Source organism: Peribacillus sp. NPDC046944 (genome assembly GCF_050272735.1).
Lineage (GTDB): Bacteria > Bacillota > Bacilli > Bacillales > DSM-1321 > Peribacillus.
In genome coordinates, this window is the sequence record NZ_JBNNML010000015.1 from 14,282 (window position 1) to 28,517 (window position 14,236).

Below are 14,236 nucleotides of genomic sequence, written 5' to 3' on the forward strand. Positions count from 1 at the left end.
CCAGAACTCATTACTTTATAAAGCCTTTATAGTGTCTCTTCACTAGTTGTGCTTCTAGCTGTTTCATCGTATCAAGGGCAACCCCGACTACGATTAGCAAACTAGTTCCGCCAATCTGAGCAGATTGTGGAAGATCAGCAAGTTTTATGAAGAATACCGGTAAAACGGCAATGGCTGCTAAGAATAAAGAGCCAACGAACGTTAAGCGATATAAAACACTAGTTAAATATTCTTGTGTACTCTTACCTGGACGAATCCCTGGCACATAGCCACCTTGCTTTTTCAGATTTTCAGACATTTGCTCAGGATTAACCTGAATGAACGCATAAAAATATGAGAAGGCAATAATAAGAGCAACATATATGATCATGCCAATTGGCTTAGTATAATCAAGGTTTGTTGAAATCCAAGTAGTCACGCTATTCTTCCCGAAGAAAGAGGCGATCGTTGTTGGAGTGATAATAAATGCAGTTGCGAAGATTACCGGGATAACACCCGCAGCATTTACTTTCAATGGTAAATGGGTAGATTGACCACCCATTTGCGTACGACCCACCGCAGCACGTTTGGCATATTGGATTGGAATCTTACGTAATGCTTGCTGAATGAAGATTACAGCAACCACGATTGCTAATACTGCTACTATGATAAGGATAATGGTTACAATTCGTAAGAATAGTTGGTCCCCAGCATTTTCAAACTGCTGTGCATAGATCTGGTTGGCCGTATTAGGCAAACTAGATACAATACCAGCAAAGATAATAATGGAAATCCCATTACCGACACCTTTAGCAGTAATCAACTCTCCTAACCACAAAAGAAAAGCTGTTCCTGCCGTTAAGACAGTCGCAATAAGCAAGTATGTTGCAACCCCAGGAGATTCAATTAACGAGCCACCCGACATATTGTTAAATCCATAAGACATACCCAAAGCTTGGATAAATCCAAGGACAATAGTGAAGTAACGTGTAAATTGAGCCAATTTACGGCGCCCTGCCTCCCCTTGTTTCGACCATTCAGTGAACTTTGGAACAACGTCCATCTGTAATAGCTGTACGATGATTGATGCCGTGATATACGGCATGATCCCCATCGCCAAAATAGAGAAGTTTTGCAGTGCTCCGCCGCCAAAAGTATTTAAAAGACCGATGACGCTCATTTGGTCCTGTTCAGCAAGAAAACCGGCATTCACATGCGGTACAGGAATAAATGTACCGATGCGATAGACGATTAACATGAGAAGGGTAAAAATTATCTTATTTCTTATTTCACCCACGCGCATAAAATTGGAGATCGTGCGAAACATTAGATCACCTCTGTGTTACCGCCAGCAGCTTCGATAGCTTCTTTTGCAGTAGAAGAGAATTTGTGAGCTTTAACAGTAAGCTTTTTCTCAATGTTTCCTTTAGCAAGAATCTTGATTCCTGCTTTTTCTTTACTTACGATACCAGTCTCAAGTAAAAGAGCTGGAGTTACTTCAGTACCGTCTTCGAAAAGATTTAACGTATCAAGATTTACGATAGCATAGTCTTTACGGTTAACGTTGGTAAATCCACGTTTAGGCAAACGTCTGAATAGAGGAGTTTGACCCCCTTCAAATCCAAGGCGTACACCGCCGCCAGAGCGAGCGTTTTGTCCTTTGTGTCCTTTACCTGCTGTTTTACCGTTACCAGATCCAATACCGCGACCTTTACGTTTACGTTCTTTACGAGAACCTTCTGCAGATTTTAACTCATGAAGTTTCATGTTGGCACCTCCTTGTTAAGTTAAAAATTATTTTATTGTTCTTTTACAGTAACAAGATGAGATACTTTGGTAATCATACCACGAATCGCAGGGTTGTCATCTTGAACAACCGTTTGATGCATTTTGTGTAAACCCAAAGTGTTAACTGTAACACGTTGATCTTCAGGACGACCGATCAAGCTGCGAGTGAGGGTAATTTCTAATTTATTAGCCATTATACGATTTCCCTCCTTATCCTAACAGTTCTTGTACTGATTTACCACGTAACTTAGCTACGTCCTCAGCACGTTTTAATTGCTTCAATCCTTCGATTGTTGCACGAACCATATTAATAGGTGTGTTAGTACCTAATGATTTAGACAAGATATCACTAATTCCGCCTAATTCAAGGACCGCACGAACAGGACCACCAGCAATAACTCCTGTACCTTCAGAAGCTGGTTTCAAAAGAATGTGACCAGCGCCAAAGTGACCATTCACAAGGTGAGGAATTGTAGTTCCTACCATTGGTACAGTAATTAGATTTTTCTTAGCATCCTCAATAGCTTTACGGATTGCATCCGGAACTTCTTGAGCTTTACCAGTACCAAATCCAACATGACCGTTTTTATCACCTACAACAACTAGTGCAGTGAAACGGAAACGACGTCCGCCTTTAACAACTTTAGCTACACGGTTTACGGTAACTACGCGTTCTTCAAGTTCTAATTTATTAGGATCAATGCTACGCATCTGTATATGTCCCTCCTTATCCATTAAAATTCTAAGCCGTTTTCACGAGCAGCGTCAGCTAATGCTTTAACACGACCATGGAAGAGGTAACCACCGCGGTCAAATACCACAGCTTTTAAACCTTTTTCAATAGCACGTTTCGCAATAAGTTCGCCAACTTTTTGAGCTGCTTCAGCGTTGCTACCAGCTTCAATGCTAATCTCTTTATCAAGAGTTGAAGCACTTGCTAATGTTACGCCTTTTGCATCGTCAATCAATTGTGCGTAAATGTGTTTGTTTGAACGGAACACATTTAAACGAGGACGAGCTTCCGTTCCAGAAATCTTTGCACGTACACGTGCATGGCGTTTCTGACGAGTAGCATTTTTATCAAGCTTCGTAATCATTTACGTCACTCCTTTCGTTTACTTAAGCAGCATTACTTACCAGTTTTACCTTCTTTACGACGAACGAATTCGCCAACGTAACGGATACCTTTACCTTTATACGGTTCAGGTGGGCGAGTATCACGAATGTTAGCTGCAAGAGCACCTACACGTTCTTTACTAGCACCTTTAACGATTACTTTTGTATTAGAAGGAACTTCGACTTCAACGCCTGCTTCTGGTTCTATTTCTACAGGGTGAGAATATCCTACGTTAAGGATAAGCTTAGTACCTTGCTTTTGAGCACGGTACCCAACCCCAATAAGTTCTAGTGACTTTTCGAATCCTTTTGAAACTCCTTCAATCATGTTAGCGATAAGAGCGCGAGTAGTACCGTGTAAAGAACGGTGAGCTTTCTCGTCAGACGGGCGTGTAACAGTTACCACGTTCTCTTCAACAACGATTGTAAGATCAGGATTAAATGATCTAGTTAATTCACCTTTAGGGCCTTTAACAGTTACTTCACTTCCGTTTACAGTAACTGTTACGCCTGCAGGGATTTCAACAGGTTTTTTACCTATACGAGACATATTGTGCACCTCCATTCTTGTGAAAATGTATTACCAAACGTATGCTAAAACTTCTCCGCCAACTTGTTTAGAGCGAGCTTCCTTGTCTGTTAAAACTCCGTGAGAAGTAGAAACAATTGCGATACCTAAACCGTTTAGAACGCGTGGTACCTCTCCAGTTTTTGCATATACACGCAAACCAGGTTTGCTGATACGTTTAAGACCAGTGATAACACGTTCGTTGTTTGCACCGTATTTTAAGAAGATACGGATGATACCTTGTTTGTTGTCTTCGATTAATTCAAAGTCACGTACGAAGCCCTCACGCTTTAAGATCTCAGCAATTTCCTTTTTGATCTTTGAAGCAGGAACTTCTAGCTTTTCGTGACGAACCATATTCGCATTACGGATGCGAGTAAGCATATCTGCAATAGGATCTGTCATGACCATTTTATTTTACCTCCTTCCCAAACTCGGGTTTTACCAGCTAGCTTTTTTAACGCCAGGAATTTGTCCTTTATGTGCAAGTTCGCGGAAACAAATACGACATAGTTTAAATTTACGTATTACAGAATGTGGACGGCCGCAACGTTCGCAACGTGTATATTCTTGTACTTTAAACTTTTGTTCGCGTTTTTGCTTTACGATCATAGACTTTTTAGCCACGATTTCGCCTCCCTTTATTTAGAGATTACTTTTGGAACGGCATTCCAACTTGAGTAAGTAGTTCACGAGCTTCTTCGTCAGTGTTGGCAGTCGTTACGATAACGATATCCATACCACGAACTTTGCTCACTTTATCGTAATCAATCTCAGGGAAGATAAGTTGTTCTTTAATACCTAATGTATAGTTCCCACGTCCGTCAAAAGATTTCTTTGAAACGCCGCGGAAATCACGTACACGTGGTAAAGATACAGATACTAGCTTATCAAGGAATTGATACATACGTTCTCCACGTAGTGTAACCTTCGCTCCGATAGGCATACCTTCACGCAAACGGAATCCTGCGATTGATTTTTTAGCTTTAGTTATTACTGGTTTTTGACCAGCGATAAGTGTTAATTCTTCAACTGCTGTATCTAAAGCTTTTGAGTTAGATACTGCGTCACCAACACCCATGTTAATAACGATCTTTTCAATAGTTGGTACTTGCATTACTGATTGATAGTTGAATTTACCCATTAATGATGGTGTAATTTCGCTGTTATATTTTTCTTTAAGGCGGCTCATTGCTTCGTGTACCTCCCTTCATTTATGACTTATTTATCTAAAGATTCACCTGATATTTTAGCTACGCGTACTTTCTTGCCGTTTTCAATCTTATATCCAACACGAGTCGGTTTACCTGTTTTCGGATCAAGAGGCATTACATTGGATGCGTGAATAGCAGCTTCTCGGCTGATAATTCCACCTTGTGGATTAACTTGAGATGGCTTAGAGTGCTTTTTCACAATATTAATTCCTTCAACAAGCACACGATTTTGTTTCGGATATGCTTCAAGAATTGTTCCTTGTTTGCCTTTGTCCTTACCAGAGATGACTACGACTTTGTCACCTTTTTTAACATGCATTAGCTTGGCACCTCCTTGAAAGGCTTTACGAAATTTAACTATTATAAAACTTCTGGAGCTAGAGAAACGATCTTCATGAAACTGTTATCACGTAATTCACGAGCAACAGGTCCAAAAATACGAGTTCCACGTGGGCTCTTATCGTCACGGATAATTACACATGCGTTCTCATCGAAACGAATGTAAGAACCGTCAGGACGACGCATACCACGTTTTGTACGAACAACAACAGCCTTAACGACTTCACCTTTTTTAACAACGCCTCCAGGTGTTGCTTGTTTAACGGTACAAACTATAACATCGCCGATATTAGCATATTTACGTCCAGAACCACCTAGTACTTTAATAGCTAGAACTTCACGTGCACCTGAATTGTCAGCGACTTTTAAACGAGATTCTTGTTGAATCATGTACGGTACCTCCCTTCGGAATTAACTTAATCCGAACAAAATTAAATGATTACTGATTTTTCTACTACTTCTAGAAGACGGAAACGTTTTGTAGCTGAAAGTGGACGAGTTTCCATGATACGTACTACATCGCCTGCTTTAGCTTCATTCAGCTCGTCATGAGCTTTTAACTTTTTAGAGTATTTTACGCGTTTACCGTATAAAGAATGCTTTTTATAGGTTTCTACAACGACTGTTACGGTTTTATCCATTTTGTCGGATACTACGCGGCCAGTGTAGACTTTGCGTTGGTTGCGTTCGCTCATTATGCAAACCTCCATTCATTATCGATTAGTGACACCGATCTCTCTTTGACGAACAACTGTTTTCATACGAGCGATCGATTTGCGAACTTCACGGATGCGAGCTGTATTTTCAAGTTGTCCAGTAGCTAACTGGAAACGAAGATTAAATAGTTCTTCTTTAAGAGATTTTAGTTTTTGTTCAATTTCAGCAGTGGTTAGATCTTTGATTTCATTAGCTTTCATTTGTTTCACCACCAATTTCCTCTCTTTTTACAAACTTACATTTGATTGGAAGTTTGTGTGCTGCAAGGCGCAATGCTTCTCTTGCCACCTCTTCAGATACACCAGAGATTTCAAACAATACTTTGCCCGGTTTAACGACTGCTACCCAACCTTCAGGAGCACCTTTACCGGAACCCATCCGTACTTCAAGCGGCTTAGCAGTGTAAGGTTTGCTTGGGAAGATCTTGATCCAAACTTTACCTCCACGCTTCATGTAACGAGTCATCGCTACACGAGCTGCTTCGATTTGACGGTTAGTGATCCAGGAAGCTTCTTGAGCTTGAAGTCCAAATTCTCCGAAATGAACTTCACGTCCGCCTTTAGCCATCCCTCTCATCTTACCGCGATGTTCACGACGGTATTTTACGCGTTTTGGCAATAACATATTATTTTCCTCCTTCCTCAGATTTCTTCTTAGTAGGAAGAACTTCTCCACGGTAGATCCAAACTTTCACGCCTAGCTTCCCGTAAGTAGTATCTGCTTCAGCATGAGCATAATCTATGTCAGCACGAAGTGTGTGAAGTGGAACTGTTCCCTCGCTGTAGTGTTCAGCACGAGCAATATCTGCACCGCCAAGACGACCAGAAACTTGAGTTTTGATTCCTTTAGCGCCTGAACGCATTGTACGTTGAATAGCTTGTTTTTGAGCACGACGGAATGAAACACGATTTTCTAATTGACGAGCGATGTTCTCAGCAACCAATTTCGCATCAAGATCTGCTCTTTTGATTTCGATGATATTGATGTGAACTCTTTTGCCAGTTAATTGGTTTAATGCTTTACGAAGTGCTTCAACTTCAGTGCCGCCCTTACCGATAACCATACCTGGTTTAGCAGTATGAACTGATACATTGATGCGGTTAGCTGCACGTTCGATTTCAACCTTGGATACAGAAGCATCACTTAGACGTTTCGCGATATACTCACGAACTCTAAGGTCTTCATGCAAAAGAACTGCGTAGTCTTTATCAGCGTACCATTTGGATTCCCAATCACGGATGATCCCGATACGCATACCGACTGGATTTACCTTTTGACCCACAGATTACCCCTCCTTCTTTTCTGATACAACGATTGTAATATGACTAGTACGTTTGTTAATTGCACTCGCACGACCTTGAGCGCGAGGACGGAAACGTTTTAATGTTGGTCCTTCGTTAACGTATGCCTCTGAAACGACTAGGTTATTGATATCCATTTCGTAGTTATGTTCTGCATTTGCGATAGCAGATTTCAGAATTTTTTCTACGACTGGAGAAGCAGATTTTGGTGTTAAGCGAAGAATCGCTACTGCTTCACCTACTTGTTTTCCTCGAATTAAGTCTGCGACTAAACGCACTTTACGAGGAGCAATACGAACTGTTCTAGCGACAGCTTTTGCTTGCATGAGATGCCCTCCTCTCATTAACGTCTTGTTTTCTTGTCATCACTTGCGTGACCTTTATAAGTGCGTGTAGGCGCGAATTCGCCTAGTTTGTGACCTACCATGTCTTCTGTTACATAAACCGGCACATGCTTACGACCGTCATAAACAGCGATTGTATGTCCGATGAATTGCGGGAAGATTGTTGAGCGACGAGACCAAGTTTTTACTACCTGTTTCTTGTCTGCTTCATTTAATTTTTCAACTTTTACCAATAAATGATCATCAACAAAAGGCCCTTTTTTTAAGCTACGACCCATGCGAGTACCTCCCTTCGTGATCGTTCTACGGTCCGATTAATGAACCGTAGCTCAACCCCGTTATTTTTTACGACGACGAACGATAAATTTATCGGATTTATTTTTCTTCTTACGTGTTTTGAATCCAAGAGTTGGTTTACCCCAAGGAGACATTGGTGATTTACGTCCGATTGGTGCTTTACCTTCACCACCACCGTGTGGGTGATCATTCGGGTTCATTACTGATCCACGTACAGTTGGGCGTTTACCTAACCAACGATTACGACCAGCTTTACCAATGTTGATAAGTTCATGTTGTTCGTTACCAACTTGACCGATTGTAGCACGGCAAGTAGCAAGAATCATACGAACCTCACCAGAATTTAAACGTACAAGAACATAACGACCTTCTTTACCAAGTACTTGTGCAGATGTACCTGCAGAACGGACTAATTGTCCACCTTTTCCTGGTTTTAATTCGATGTTATGAATTACTGTACCAACTGGGATGTTAATTAGAGGAAGTGCGTTACCCACTTTAATATCGGCTTCTGGGCCAGACATAACTTCCAAACCTACTTCTAGGTTTTTAGGAGCTAGGATATAACGTTTTTCTCCATCAACGTAATTAATTAATGCAATGTTTGCAGAACGATTTGGATCGTACTCAATAGTAGCAACGCGTCCTGGTATACCATCTTTATTCCGTTTGAAATCGATGATACGGTATTGACGCTTGTGGCCGCCACCTTGATGACGAACTGTTAACTTACCTTGGTTATTACGGCCGCCTTTATTGTGTAAAGGAGCAAGTAATGATTTTTCGGGTTTGTCTGTAGTAATCTCAGCAAAATCCGAAGTTGTCATATTACGTCGACCGTTAGAGGTAGGTTTATACTTCTTAATCGCCATTTGTATTTCCCTCCTTCTCTAATGAATTAAGCTTCGAATAGCTCGATTTCTTTGCTGTCAGCAGTTAATTTAACAATAGCTTTACGGCGCTTGTTAGTATAGCCTGCATGTTTGCCCATGCGTTTGAATTTACCTTTGTAGTTCATGATATTTACCTTTTCAACTTTTACGCCGAAAACTTCTTGAACCGCATCTTTAACTTGAGTTTTGTTAGCTCTAACATCAACTTCAAAAGTATACTTCTTTTCAGCCATAGCGTCTGAAGAAGCTTCTGTGATTACGGGGCGCTTAATGATATCGCGTGCATCCATTATGCAAGCACCTCCTCTACTTTTTCGACAGCTGATTTAGTCAAGATCAATTTGTTGTGTGAAACAACATCAAGAACATTAAGACCAACAGCTTCAACCACAGTAACACCTGGGATGTTACGTGCAGAAAGAGCAACCTTCTCATCTAAACCGTCAGTAACGATCAACGTTTTAGTATCTACAGAAAGATTTTTTAGTACAGCTACAAATTCTTTCGTTTTTGGAGCTTCGAAAGTCAAGCTTTCAAGTACTAAGATGTTTTCTTCCAATGCCTTTGCAGACAATGCAGATTTAATAGCTAAGCGACGTACCTTTTTAGGCAACTTGTAAGAGTATGATCTTGGAGTTGGTCCAAAAACGATACCACCGCCACGCCATTGTGGAGAACGGATAGAACCTTGACGCGCACGTCCAGTTCCTTTTTGTTTCCAAGGTTTACGTCCACCGCCTGCAACTTCAGAACGGTTTTTAACTTTATGAGTTCCTTGACGTAAGGAAGCTCGTTGCATGATGATTGCTTCAAATAATACATGATTATTAGGTTCGATACCAAAGATGGATTCGTTTAGCTCGATGTCGCCAACTTGTGAACCTGTTTGGTTGAACAATGTAACTTTTGGCATTCTATTGCTCCTCCTTTCTCAGAAATTACTTTGCTTTAACAGCAGTTTTAACTTTGATCAGCGCTTTTCTAGCACCAGGTACATTACCTTTGACCAATAGTAGATTACGTTCAACATCAACTTTAACGATAGCTAAGTTTTGAACAGTAACTTGTTCCCCACCCATACGTCCTGGTAATAGTTTACCTTTGAATACGCGGTTTGGAGCAACAGGACCCATTGAACCTGGGCGACGGTGGTAACGAGAACCATGAGTCATCGGTCCGCGAGATTGTCCGTGGCGTTTAATAGCACCTTGGAAACCTTTACCTTTTGAAATTCCTATTACATCTACTAAATCGCCTTCAGCGAAAATACTAACATTGACTTCTTGACCGATCTCGTATGAAGCAAGATCCGTTCCGCGGAATTCGCGAATGAAGCGCTTAGGAGTAGTATTTGCTTTTTCAACGTGTCCCTTTTCAGGTTTGTTAGAAAGCTTTTCGCGTTTGTTTTCAAAACCAACTTGAATTGCTTCATAACCGTCAGTTTCAACAGTTTTCTTTTGAAGTACTACATTGTTAGCAGCTTCGATTACTGTTACCGGGATAAGTTCGCCATTTTCAGCAAAAACTTGAGTCATACCGATTTTTCTTCCTAAGATTCCTTTGGTCATAAGTCACACCTCCTAGAGTAATTGTTCTTATTATATAAATTATAATTTAATTTCGATGTCAACGCCTGACGGTAAATCTAAACGCATCAATGAATCAACTGTTTGCGGAGTTGGATTAACGATATCGATTAGACGTTTATGCGTACGCATTTCGAATTGTTCGCGAGAGTCTTTGTATTTATGAACCGCACGAAGGACCGTATAGATAGATCTTTCAGTTGGCAATGGAATTGGACCAGCAACAGTCGCACCAGAACGTTTTGCAGTTTCAACAATTTTCTCAGCAGATTGATCAAGGATTCTGTGATCATATGCTTTCAAACGAATACGAATTTTTTGTTTTGCCATAATTTTCCCTCCTTTTCGCCTATTTTATAAAATAGACCTTCTCAATGGAAATTTCCCACACACTCGCCATGGCAAAGCGGCCGGGTGTGTCAGCAACCTTCCATATCATCGCAGTCAAAGACCAACATTGTCTATTATACATAACACACAAGTTAAATGCAAGTTAAACTTAAATCTTTCTTGTGCAACACACTTTTATTATTATACATACAATCTTTAGGATTTACAAGTAGATTCTATATCTCTATTTCTAACCAGTTTCTTCTATTATAATCCTAAAGGCAAAAAAAAGAAGCAGACGGCGTCCCATCTGCTTCTTCCGGAAGGCGTCCCTTCCAATATTCGATTTAGAATCGATTATTCTTGGATTGTAGCAACTACACCAGCGCCTACAGTACGTCCACCCTCACGGATAGAGAATTTAGTACCTTCTTCGATAGCGATAGGAGCGATAAGTTCTACTGACATTTCAATGTTATCTCCAGGCATAACCATTTCTACGCCTTCAGGAAGGTTACAAATACCAGTTACGTCAGTTGTACGGAAGTAGAACTGCGGACGGTAGTTTGTGAAGAATGGAGTATGACGTCCACCTTCTTCTTTAGAAAGAACATAAACTTCAGCTTTGAATTTGCTGTGTGGAGTGATTGTATTTGGCTTAGCAAGTACTTGTCCACGTTGGATATCTTCACGAGCAACACCACGAAGTAGAGCTCCGATGTTGTCACCAGCTTCAGCATAATCAAGAAGTTTACGGAACATTTCAACACCAGTTACAGTTGTTGGTTTTGCTTCGTCGTTGAAACCGATGATGTCTACAACGTCACCGACTTTAACTTGTCCACGTTCAACACGTCCTGTAGCAACTGTTCCACGACCAGTGATTGAGAATACATCCTCAACTGGCATCATGAATGGTTTGTCAGTGTCACGAGTTGGTTCTGGAATGTACTCGTCAACAGCAGCCATTAATTCATGAATTTTTTCTTCCCAAGCAGCATCTCCTTCAAGAGCTTTAAGAGCAGAACCTTTGATAACTGGAACGTCATCGCCAGGGAAATCGTATTCAGAAAGAAGATCACGAATTTCCATTTCTACTAATTCAAGAAGTTCTTCGTCATCAACCATGTCGCATTTGTTCATGAATACAACTAGGAAAGGAACACCAACTTGTTTAGAAAGAAGGATGTGCTCACGAGTTTGAGGCATTGGGCCATCAGCAGCAGAAACTACTAAGATACCACCATCCATTTGTGCAGCACCAGTGATCATGTTTTTAACATAGTCAGCATGTCCTGGGCAGTCAACGTGTGCATAGTGACGAGTAGCTGTTTCGTACTCAACGTGTGCAGTAGAGATTGTGATACCACGTTCTCTTTCTTCTGGTGCACCATCAATTTGGTCATACGCGCGTGCTTCTGCTCCACCAGCTTTAGCAAGTACAGTAGTGATTGCAGCAGTTAGAGTTGTTTTACCATGGTCAACGTGTCCAATTGTTCCAACGTTAACATGCGGTTTTGAACGATCATATTTAGCTTTTCCCATTAGGAATTCCTCCTTAAAAATATAAAAATAGTTTAAGTATATAAGGGCTGTGAAAGAAGATAAATTCTTCCAACACAGCTTACATAAGTAGTTATACTTTAATAAGAGATGAAAATCAATTATTCACCTTTATTTTTTTTGATGATTTCTTCAGAAATGCTCTTAGGTACTTCTTCATAGTGATCGAAGTGCATAGAGAATGTTCCGCGTCCTTGAGTGTTTGAACGTAATGAAGTTGCATAACCGAACATTTCGGATAGTGGAACCATCGCTTTAACCATTTGAGTGTTTCCGCGAGCTTCCAAACCTTCTACGCGTCCACGACGAGATGTAATATCTCCCATGATATCGCCTAGGTAATCTTCAGGGATTACAACTTCCACTTTCATGATAGGTTCAAGGATAACCGGCTTACATTTTGAAGCAGCATTTTTAAGCGCCATTGATGCAGCGATTTTAAATGCCATTTCATTGGAGTCAACGTCATGGTAAGATCCGTCGAATAATTTTGCTTTAATATCAACTAATGGGTAACCAGCAAGTACTCCACGGTCAAGTGAATCAACTAATCCAGCTTGTACTGCAGGAATATACTCACGAGGTACTACACCACCGACGATAGCATTTTCAAATTCGAATCCTTTACCTTCTTCGTTTGGTCCAAATTCAATCCAAACGTGTCCGAATTGTCCACGTCCACCAGATTGACGAACGAATTTACCTTCAACTTTAGCTGAACCACGGAAAGTTTCACGGTAAGCAACTTGAGGAGCACCTACGTTAGCTTCCACTCTGAATTCACGACGCATACGGTCAACAAGGATGTCCAAGTGAAGTTCACCCATACCAGCGATAATTGTTTGACCAGTTTCTTGGTCAGTATGCGCACGGAATGTTGGATCTTCGTCTTGAAGCTTTTGTAAAGCTTGAGACATTTTGTCTTGGTCTGCTTTCGATTTTGGTTCAACAGAAAGTGAGATAACTGGTTCTGGGAATACCATTGATTCAAGGATAACTTGATCCTTATCATCACATAGTGTATCACCAGTAGTCGTATCTTTCAAACCAACAGCTGCAGCGATATCCCCAGCATATACTGTAGAAATCTCTTCACGGCTGTTTGCATGCATTTGAAGGATACGTCCAATACGTTCACGTTTACCTTTTGTTGAGTTGATTACATATGATCCAGATTCTAATGTACCAGAGTACACACGGAAGAATGTAAGCTTACCAACATAAGGGTCTGTCATAACTTTAAACGCTAAAGCAGAGAACGGTTCAGAATCATCTGAGTGACGTTCTACTTCTTCTTCAGTATCCGGAAGAGTACCTTTGATTGCAGGTACGTCTAATGGAGATGGAAGGAAGTCAATAACGTTATCAAGCATTAATTGAACACCTTTATTTTTGAACGCTGAACCACAGATAACTGGGAAGAATTCAACATTAACGGTTGCAGTACGGATAGCAGCTTTTAATTCAGCAATGCTGATTTCTTCGCCACCAAGGTATTTTTCCATTAAGTCTTCATTAACTTCAGCCACCGCTTCGATTAATTTCTCACGGTACTCTTCAGCTAATTCAAGGTGTTCTGCAGGAATTTCACCAACAGTGATATCAGTTCCTAAATCATTTGAGTAGAAATGAGCTTTCATTTCAATTAAGTCAATGATAGCGGAAAAATTATCTTCAGCACCAATTGGTAATTGGACCGGATGAGCGTTTGCTTGCAAACGATCGTGGATAGTTCCTACTGAATAAAGGAAATCCGCACCGATTTTGTCCATTTTGTTAACGAATACGACACGTGGTACACCGTATGTTGTAGCTTGGCGCCAAACTGTTTCAGTTTGAGGCTCAACACCTGATTGGGCATCAAGTACAGCTACAGCTCCATCAAGTACACGTAGAGAACGTTCAACTTCAACTGTGAAGTCTACGTGTCCCGGTGTATCAATGATGTTTACGCGGTGACCTTTCCACTGTGCAGTTGTTGCAGCGGATGTGATCGTGATTCCACGTTCTTGTTCTTGCTCCATCCAGTCCATTTGTGAAGCACCTTCGTGTGTTTCACCAATTTTGTGGATTTTACCAGTATAGTAAAGAACGCGTTCTGTTGTAGTCGTTTTACCAGCATCAATATGTGCCATGATACCGATATTACGAGTATTTGCTAAGGAGAACTCTCTTGCCATTTGTCTTTCTCCTTCCTATTA

24 protein-coding genes are annotated in these 14,236 nt (G+C 40.8%); all 24 read right to left on the minus strand.

Features of this window, described 5'->3' with window-relative positions; all coding sequences use genetic code 11:
• Nucleotides 1–10 precede the first annotated feature (10 nt).
• Nucleotides 11–1,306, minus strand: a complete 1,296-nt coding sequence (gene secY, locus ACQKIC_RS18910; RefSeq protein ID WP_402875677.1) for a preprotein translocase subunit SecY — start codon at nt 1,304–1,306, stop codon at nt 11–13.
• Entirely contained in the window at nt 1,306–1,746 is a 441-nt protein-coding gene (gene rplO, locus ACQKIC_RS18915) for a 50S ribosomal protein L15 (RefSeq protein ID WP_402875679.1), read from the minus strand. The genes secY and rplO overlap by 1 nt, the downstream gene beginning before the upstream one ends.
• A 32-nt stretch (nt 1,747–1,778) precedes the next feature.
• Complete coding sequence (gene rpmD / locus ACQKIC_RS18920) at nt 1,779–1,961, minus strand: 50S ribosomal protein L30 (RefSeq protein WP_402875681.1); 183 nt, start codon at nt 1,959–1,961, stop codon at nt 1,779–1,781.
• A 16-nt stretch (nt 1,962–1,977) separates the two neighbouring features.
• Nucleotides 1,978–2,478, minus strand: coding sequence for a 30S ribosomal protein S5 (gene rpsE, locus ACQKIC_RS18925; protein ID WP_402875683.1), 501 nt, complete (start codon nt 2,476–2,478; stop codon nt 1,978–1,980).
• A 23-nt stretch (nt 2,479–2,501) separates the two neighbouring features.
• Complete coding sequence (gene rplR / locus ACQKIC_RS18930; RefSeq protein ID WP_402875684.1) at nt 2,502–2,864, minus strand: 50S ribosomal protein L18; 363 nt, start codon at nt 2,862–2,864, stop codon at nt 2,502–2,504.
• Between the two features lie 32 nt (nt 2,865–2,896).
• A complete protein-coding gene (rplF, locus tag ACQKIC_RS18935; protein ID WP_402875686.1) occupies nt 2,897–3,433 on the minus strand; it encodes a 50S ribosomal protein L6 in 537 nt (178 codons plus the stop codon).
• A 30-nt stretch (nt 3,434–3,463) separates the two neighbouring features.
• Nucleotides 3,464–3,862: a 30S ribosomal protein S8 gene (gene rpsH / locus ACQKIC_RS18940; RefSeq protein WP_285769160.1), complete on the minus strand. Its 399-nt coding sequence runs from the start codon at nt 3,860–3,862 to the stop codon at nt 3,464–3,466.
• 30 nt (nt 3,863–3,892) lie between these two features.
• Complete coding sequence (locus ACQKIC_RS18945) at nt 3,893–4,078, minus strand: type Z 30S ribosomal protein S14 (protein ID WP_402875689.1); 186 nt, start codon at nt 4,076–4,078, stop codon at nt 3,893–3,895.
• 25 nt (nt 4,079–4,103) lie between these two features.
• Nucleotides 4,104–4,643 (minus strand): 50S ribosomal protein L5, encoded by a 540-nt coding sequence (gene rplE, locus ACQKIC_RS18950; RefSeq protein WP_402875691.1) that lies wholly within the window; start codon nt 4,641–4,643, stop codon nt 4,104–4,106.
• A 29-nt stretch (nt 4,644–4,672) separates the two neighbouring features.
• A complete protein-coding gene (rplX, locus tag ACQKIC_RS18955) occupies nt 4,673–4,984 on the minus strand; it encodes a 50S ribosomal protein L24 (RefSeq protein WP_402875692.1) in 312 nt (103 codons plus the stop codon).
• Between the two features lie 41 nt (nt 4,985–5,025).
• Nucleotides 5,026–5,394, minus strand: a complete 369-nt coding sequence (gene rplN / locus ACQKIC_RS18960) for a 50S ribosomal protein L14 (RefSeq protein WP_402875694.1) — start codon at nt 5,392–5,394, stop codon at nt 5,026–5,028.
• Nucleotides 5,395–5,435: 41 nt separating this feature from the next.
• A complete protein-coding gene (gene rpsQ / locus ACQKIC_RS18965) occupies nt 5,436–5,699 on the minus strand; it encodes a 30S ribosomal protein S17 (protein WP_402875696.1) in 264 nt (87 codons plus the stop codon).
• A gap of 18 nt (nt 5,700–5,717) precedes the next feature.
• Nucleotides 5,718–5,921 (minus strand): 50S ribosomal protein L29, encoded by a 204-nt coding sequence (gene rpmC / locus ACQKIC_RS18970; RefSeq protein WP_034305010.1) that lies wholly within the window; start codon nt 5,919–5,921, stop codon nt 5,718–5,720.
• Nucleotides 5,911–6,345: a 50S ribosomal protein L16 gene (rplP, locus tag ACQKIC_RS18975; RefSeq protein WP_402875698.1), complete on the minus strand. Its 435-nt coding sequence runs from the start codon at nt 6,343–6,345 to the stop codon at nt 5,911–5,913. The genes rpmC and rplP overlap by 11 nt, the downstream gene beginning before the upstream one ends.
• A gap of 1 nt (nt 6,346) precedes the next feature.
• Nucleotides 6,347–7,003 carry a 30S ribosomal protein S3 gene (gene rpsC, locus ACQKIC_RS18980; RefSeq protein WP_402875700.1) on the minus strand — a complete coding sequence of 219 codons (657 nt, stop codon included), beginning with the start codon at nt 7,001–7,003 and terminating at the stop codon, nt 6,347–6,349.
• 3 nt (nt 7,004–7,006) lie between these two features.
• Entirely contained in the window at nt 7,007–7,348 is a 342-nt protein-coding gene (gene rplV, locus ACQKIC_RS18985; RefSeq protein WP_061440384.1) for a 50S ribosomal protein L22, read from the minus strand.
• A 17-nt stretch (nt 7,349–7,365) separates the two neighbouring features.
• On the minus strand, nt 7,366–7,644 hold the full coding sequence (gene rpsS / locus ACQKIC_RS18990; RefSeq protein WP_034305018.1) for a 30S ribosomal protein S19: 279 nt from the start codon (nt 7,642–7,644) through the stop codon (nt 7,366–7,368).
• Between the two features lie 60 nt (nt 7,645–7,704).
• Nucleotides 7,705–8,535 carry a 50S ribosomal protein L2 gene (rplB, locus tag ACQKIC_RS18995; protein ID WP_402875702.1) on the minus strand — a complete coding sequence of 277 codons (831 nt, stop codon included), beginning with the start codon at nt 8,533–8,535 and terminating at the stop codon, nt 7,705–7,707.
• 26 nt (nt 8,536–8,561) lie between these two features.
• Complete coding sequence (gene rplW / locus ACQKIC_RS19000; protein WP_402875704.1) at nt 8,562–8,846, minus strand: 50S ribosomal protein L23; 285 nt, start codon at nt 8,844–8,846, stop codon at nt 8,562–8,564.
• Complete coding sequence (gene rplD, locus ACQKIC_RS19005; RefSeq protein WP_402875706.1) at nt 8,846–9,469, minus strand: 50S ribosomal protein L4; 624 nt, start codon at nt 9,467–9,469, stop codon at nt 8,846–8,848. The genes rplW and rplD overlap by 1 nt, the downstream gene beginning before the upstream one ends.
• A gap of 25 nt (nt 9,470–9,494) precedes the next feature.
• Complete coding sequence (rplC, locus tag ACQKIC_RS19010; protein WP_402875708.1) at nt 9,495–10,124, minus strand: 50S ribosomal protein L3; 630 nt, start codon at nt 10,122–10,124, stop codon at nt 9,495–9,497.
• 39 nt (nt 10,125–10,163) lie between these two features.
• Nucleotides 10,164–10,472 carry a 30S ribosomal protein S10 gene (rpsJ, locus tag ACQKIC_RS19015; RefSeq protein WP_402875709.1) on the minus strand — a complete coding sequence of 103 codons (309 nt, stop codon included), beginning with the start codon at nt 10,470–10,472 and terminating at the stop codon, nt 10,164–10,166.
• Nucleotides 10,473–10,829: 357 nt separating this feature from the next.
• Nucleotides 10,830–12,017 carry an elongation factor Tu gene (tuf, locus tag ACQKIC_RS19020; protein ID WP_402875712.1) on the minus strand — a complete coding sequence of 396 codons (1,188 nt, stop codon included), beginning with the start codon at nt 12,015–12,017 and terminating at the stop codon, nt 10,830–10,832.
• 119 nt (nt 12,018–12,136) lie between these two features.
• Nucleotides 12,137–14,215: an elongation factor G gene (gene fusA / locus ACQKIC_RS19025; RefSeq protein ID WP_402875714.1), complete on the minus strand. Its 2,079-nt coding sequence runs from the start codon at nt 14,213–14,215 to the stop codon at nt 12,137–12,139.
• Nucleotides 14,216–14,236 lie beyond the last annotated feature (21 nt).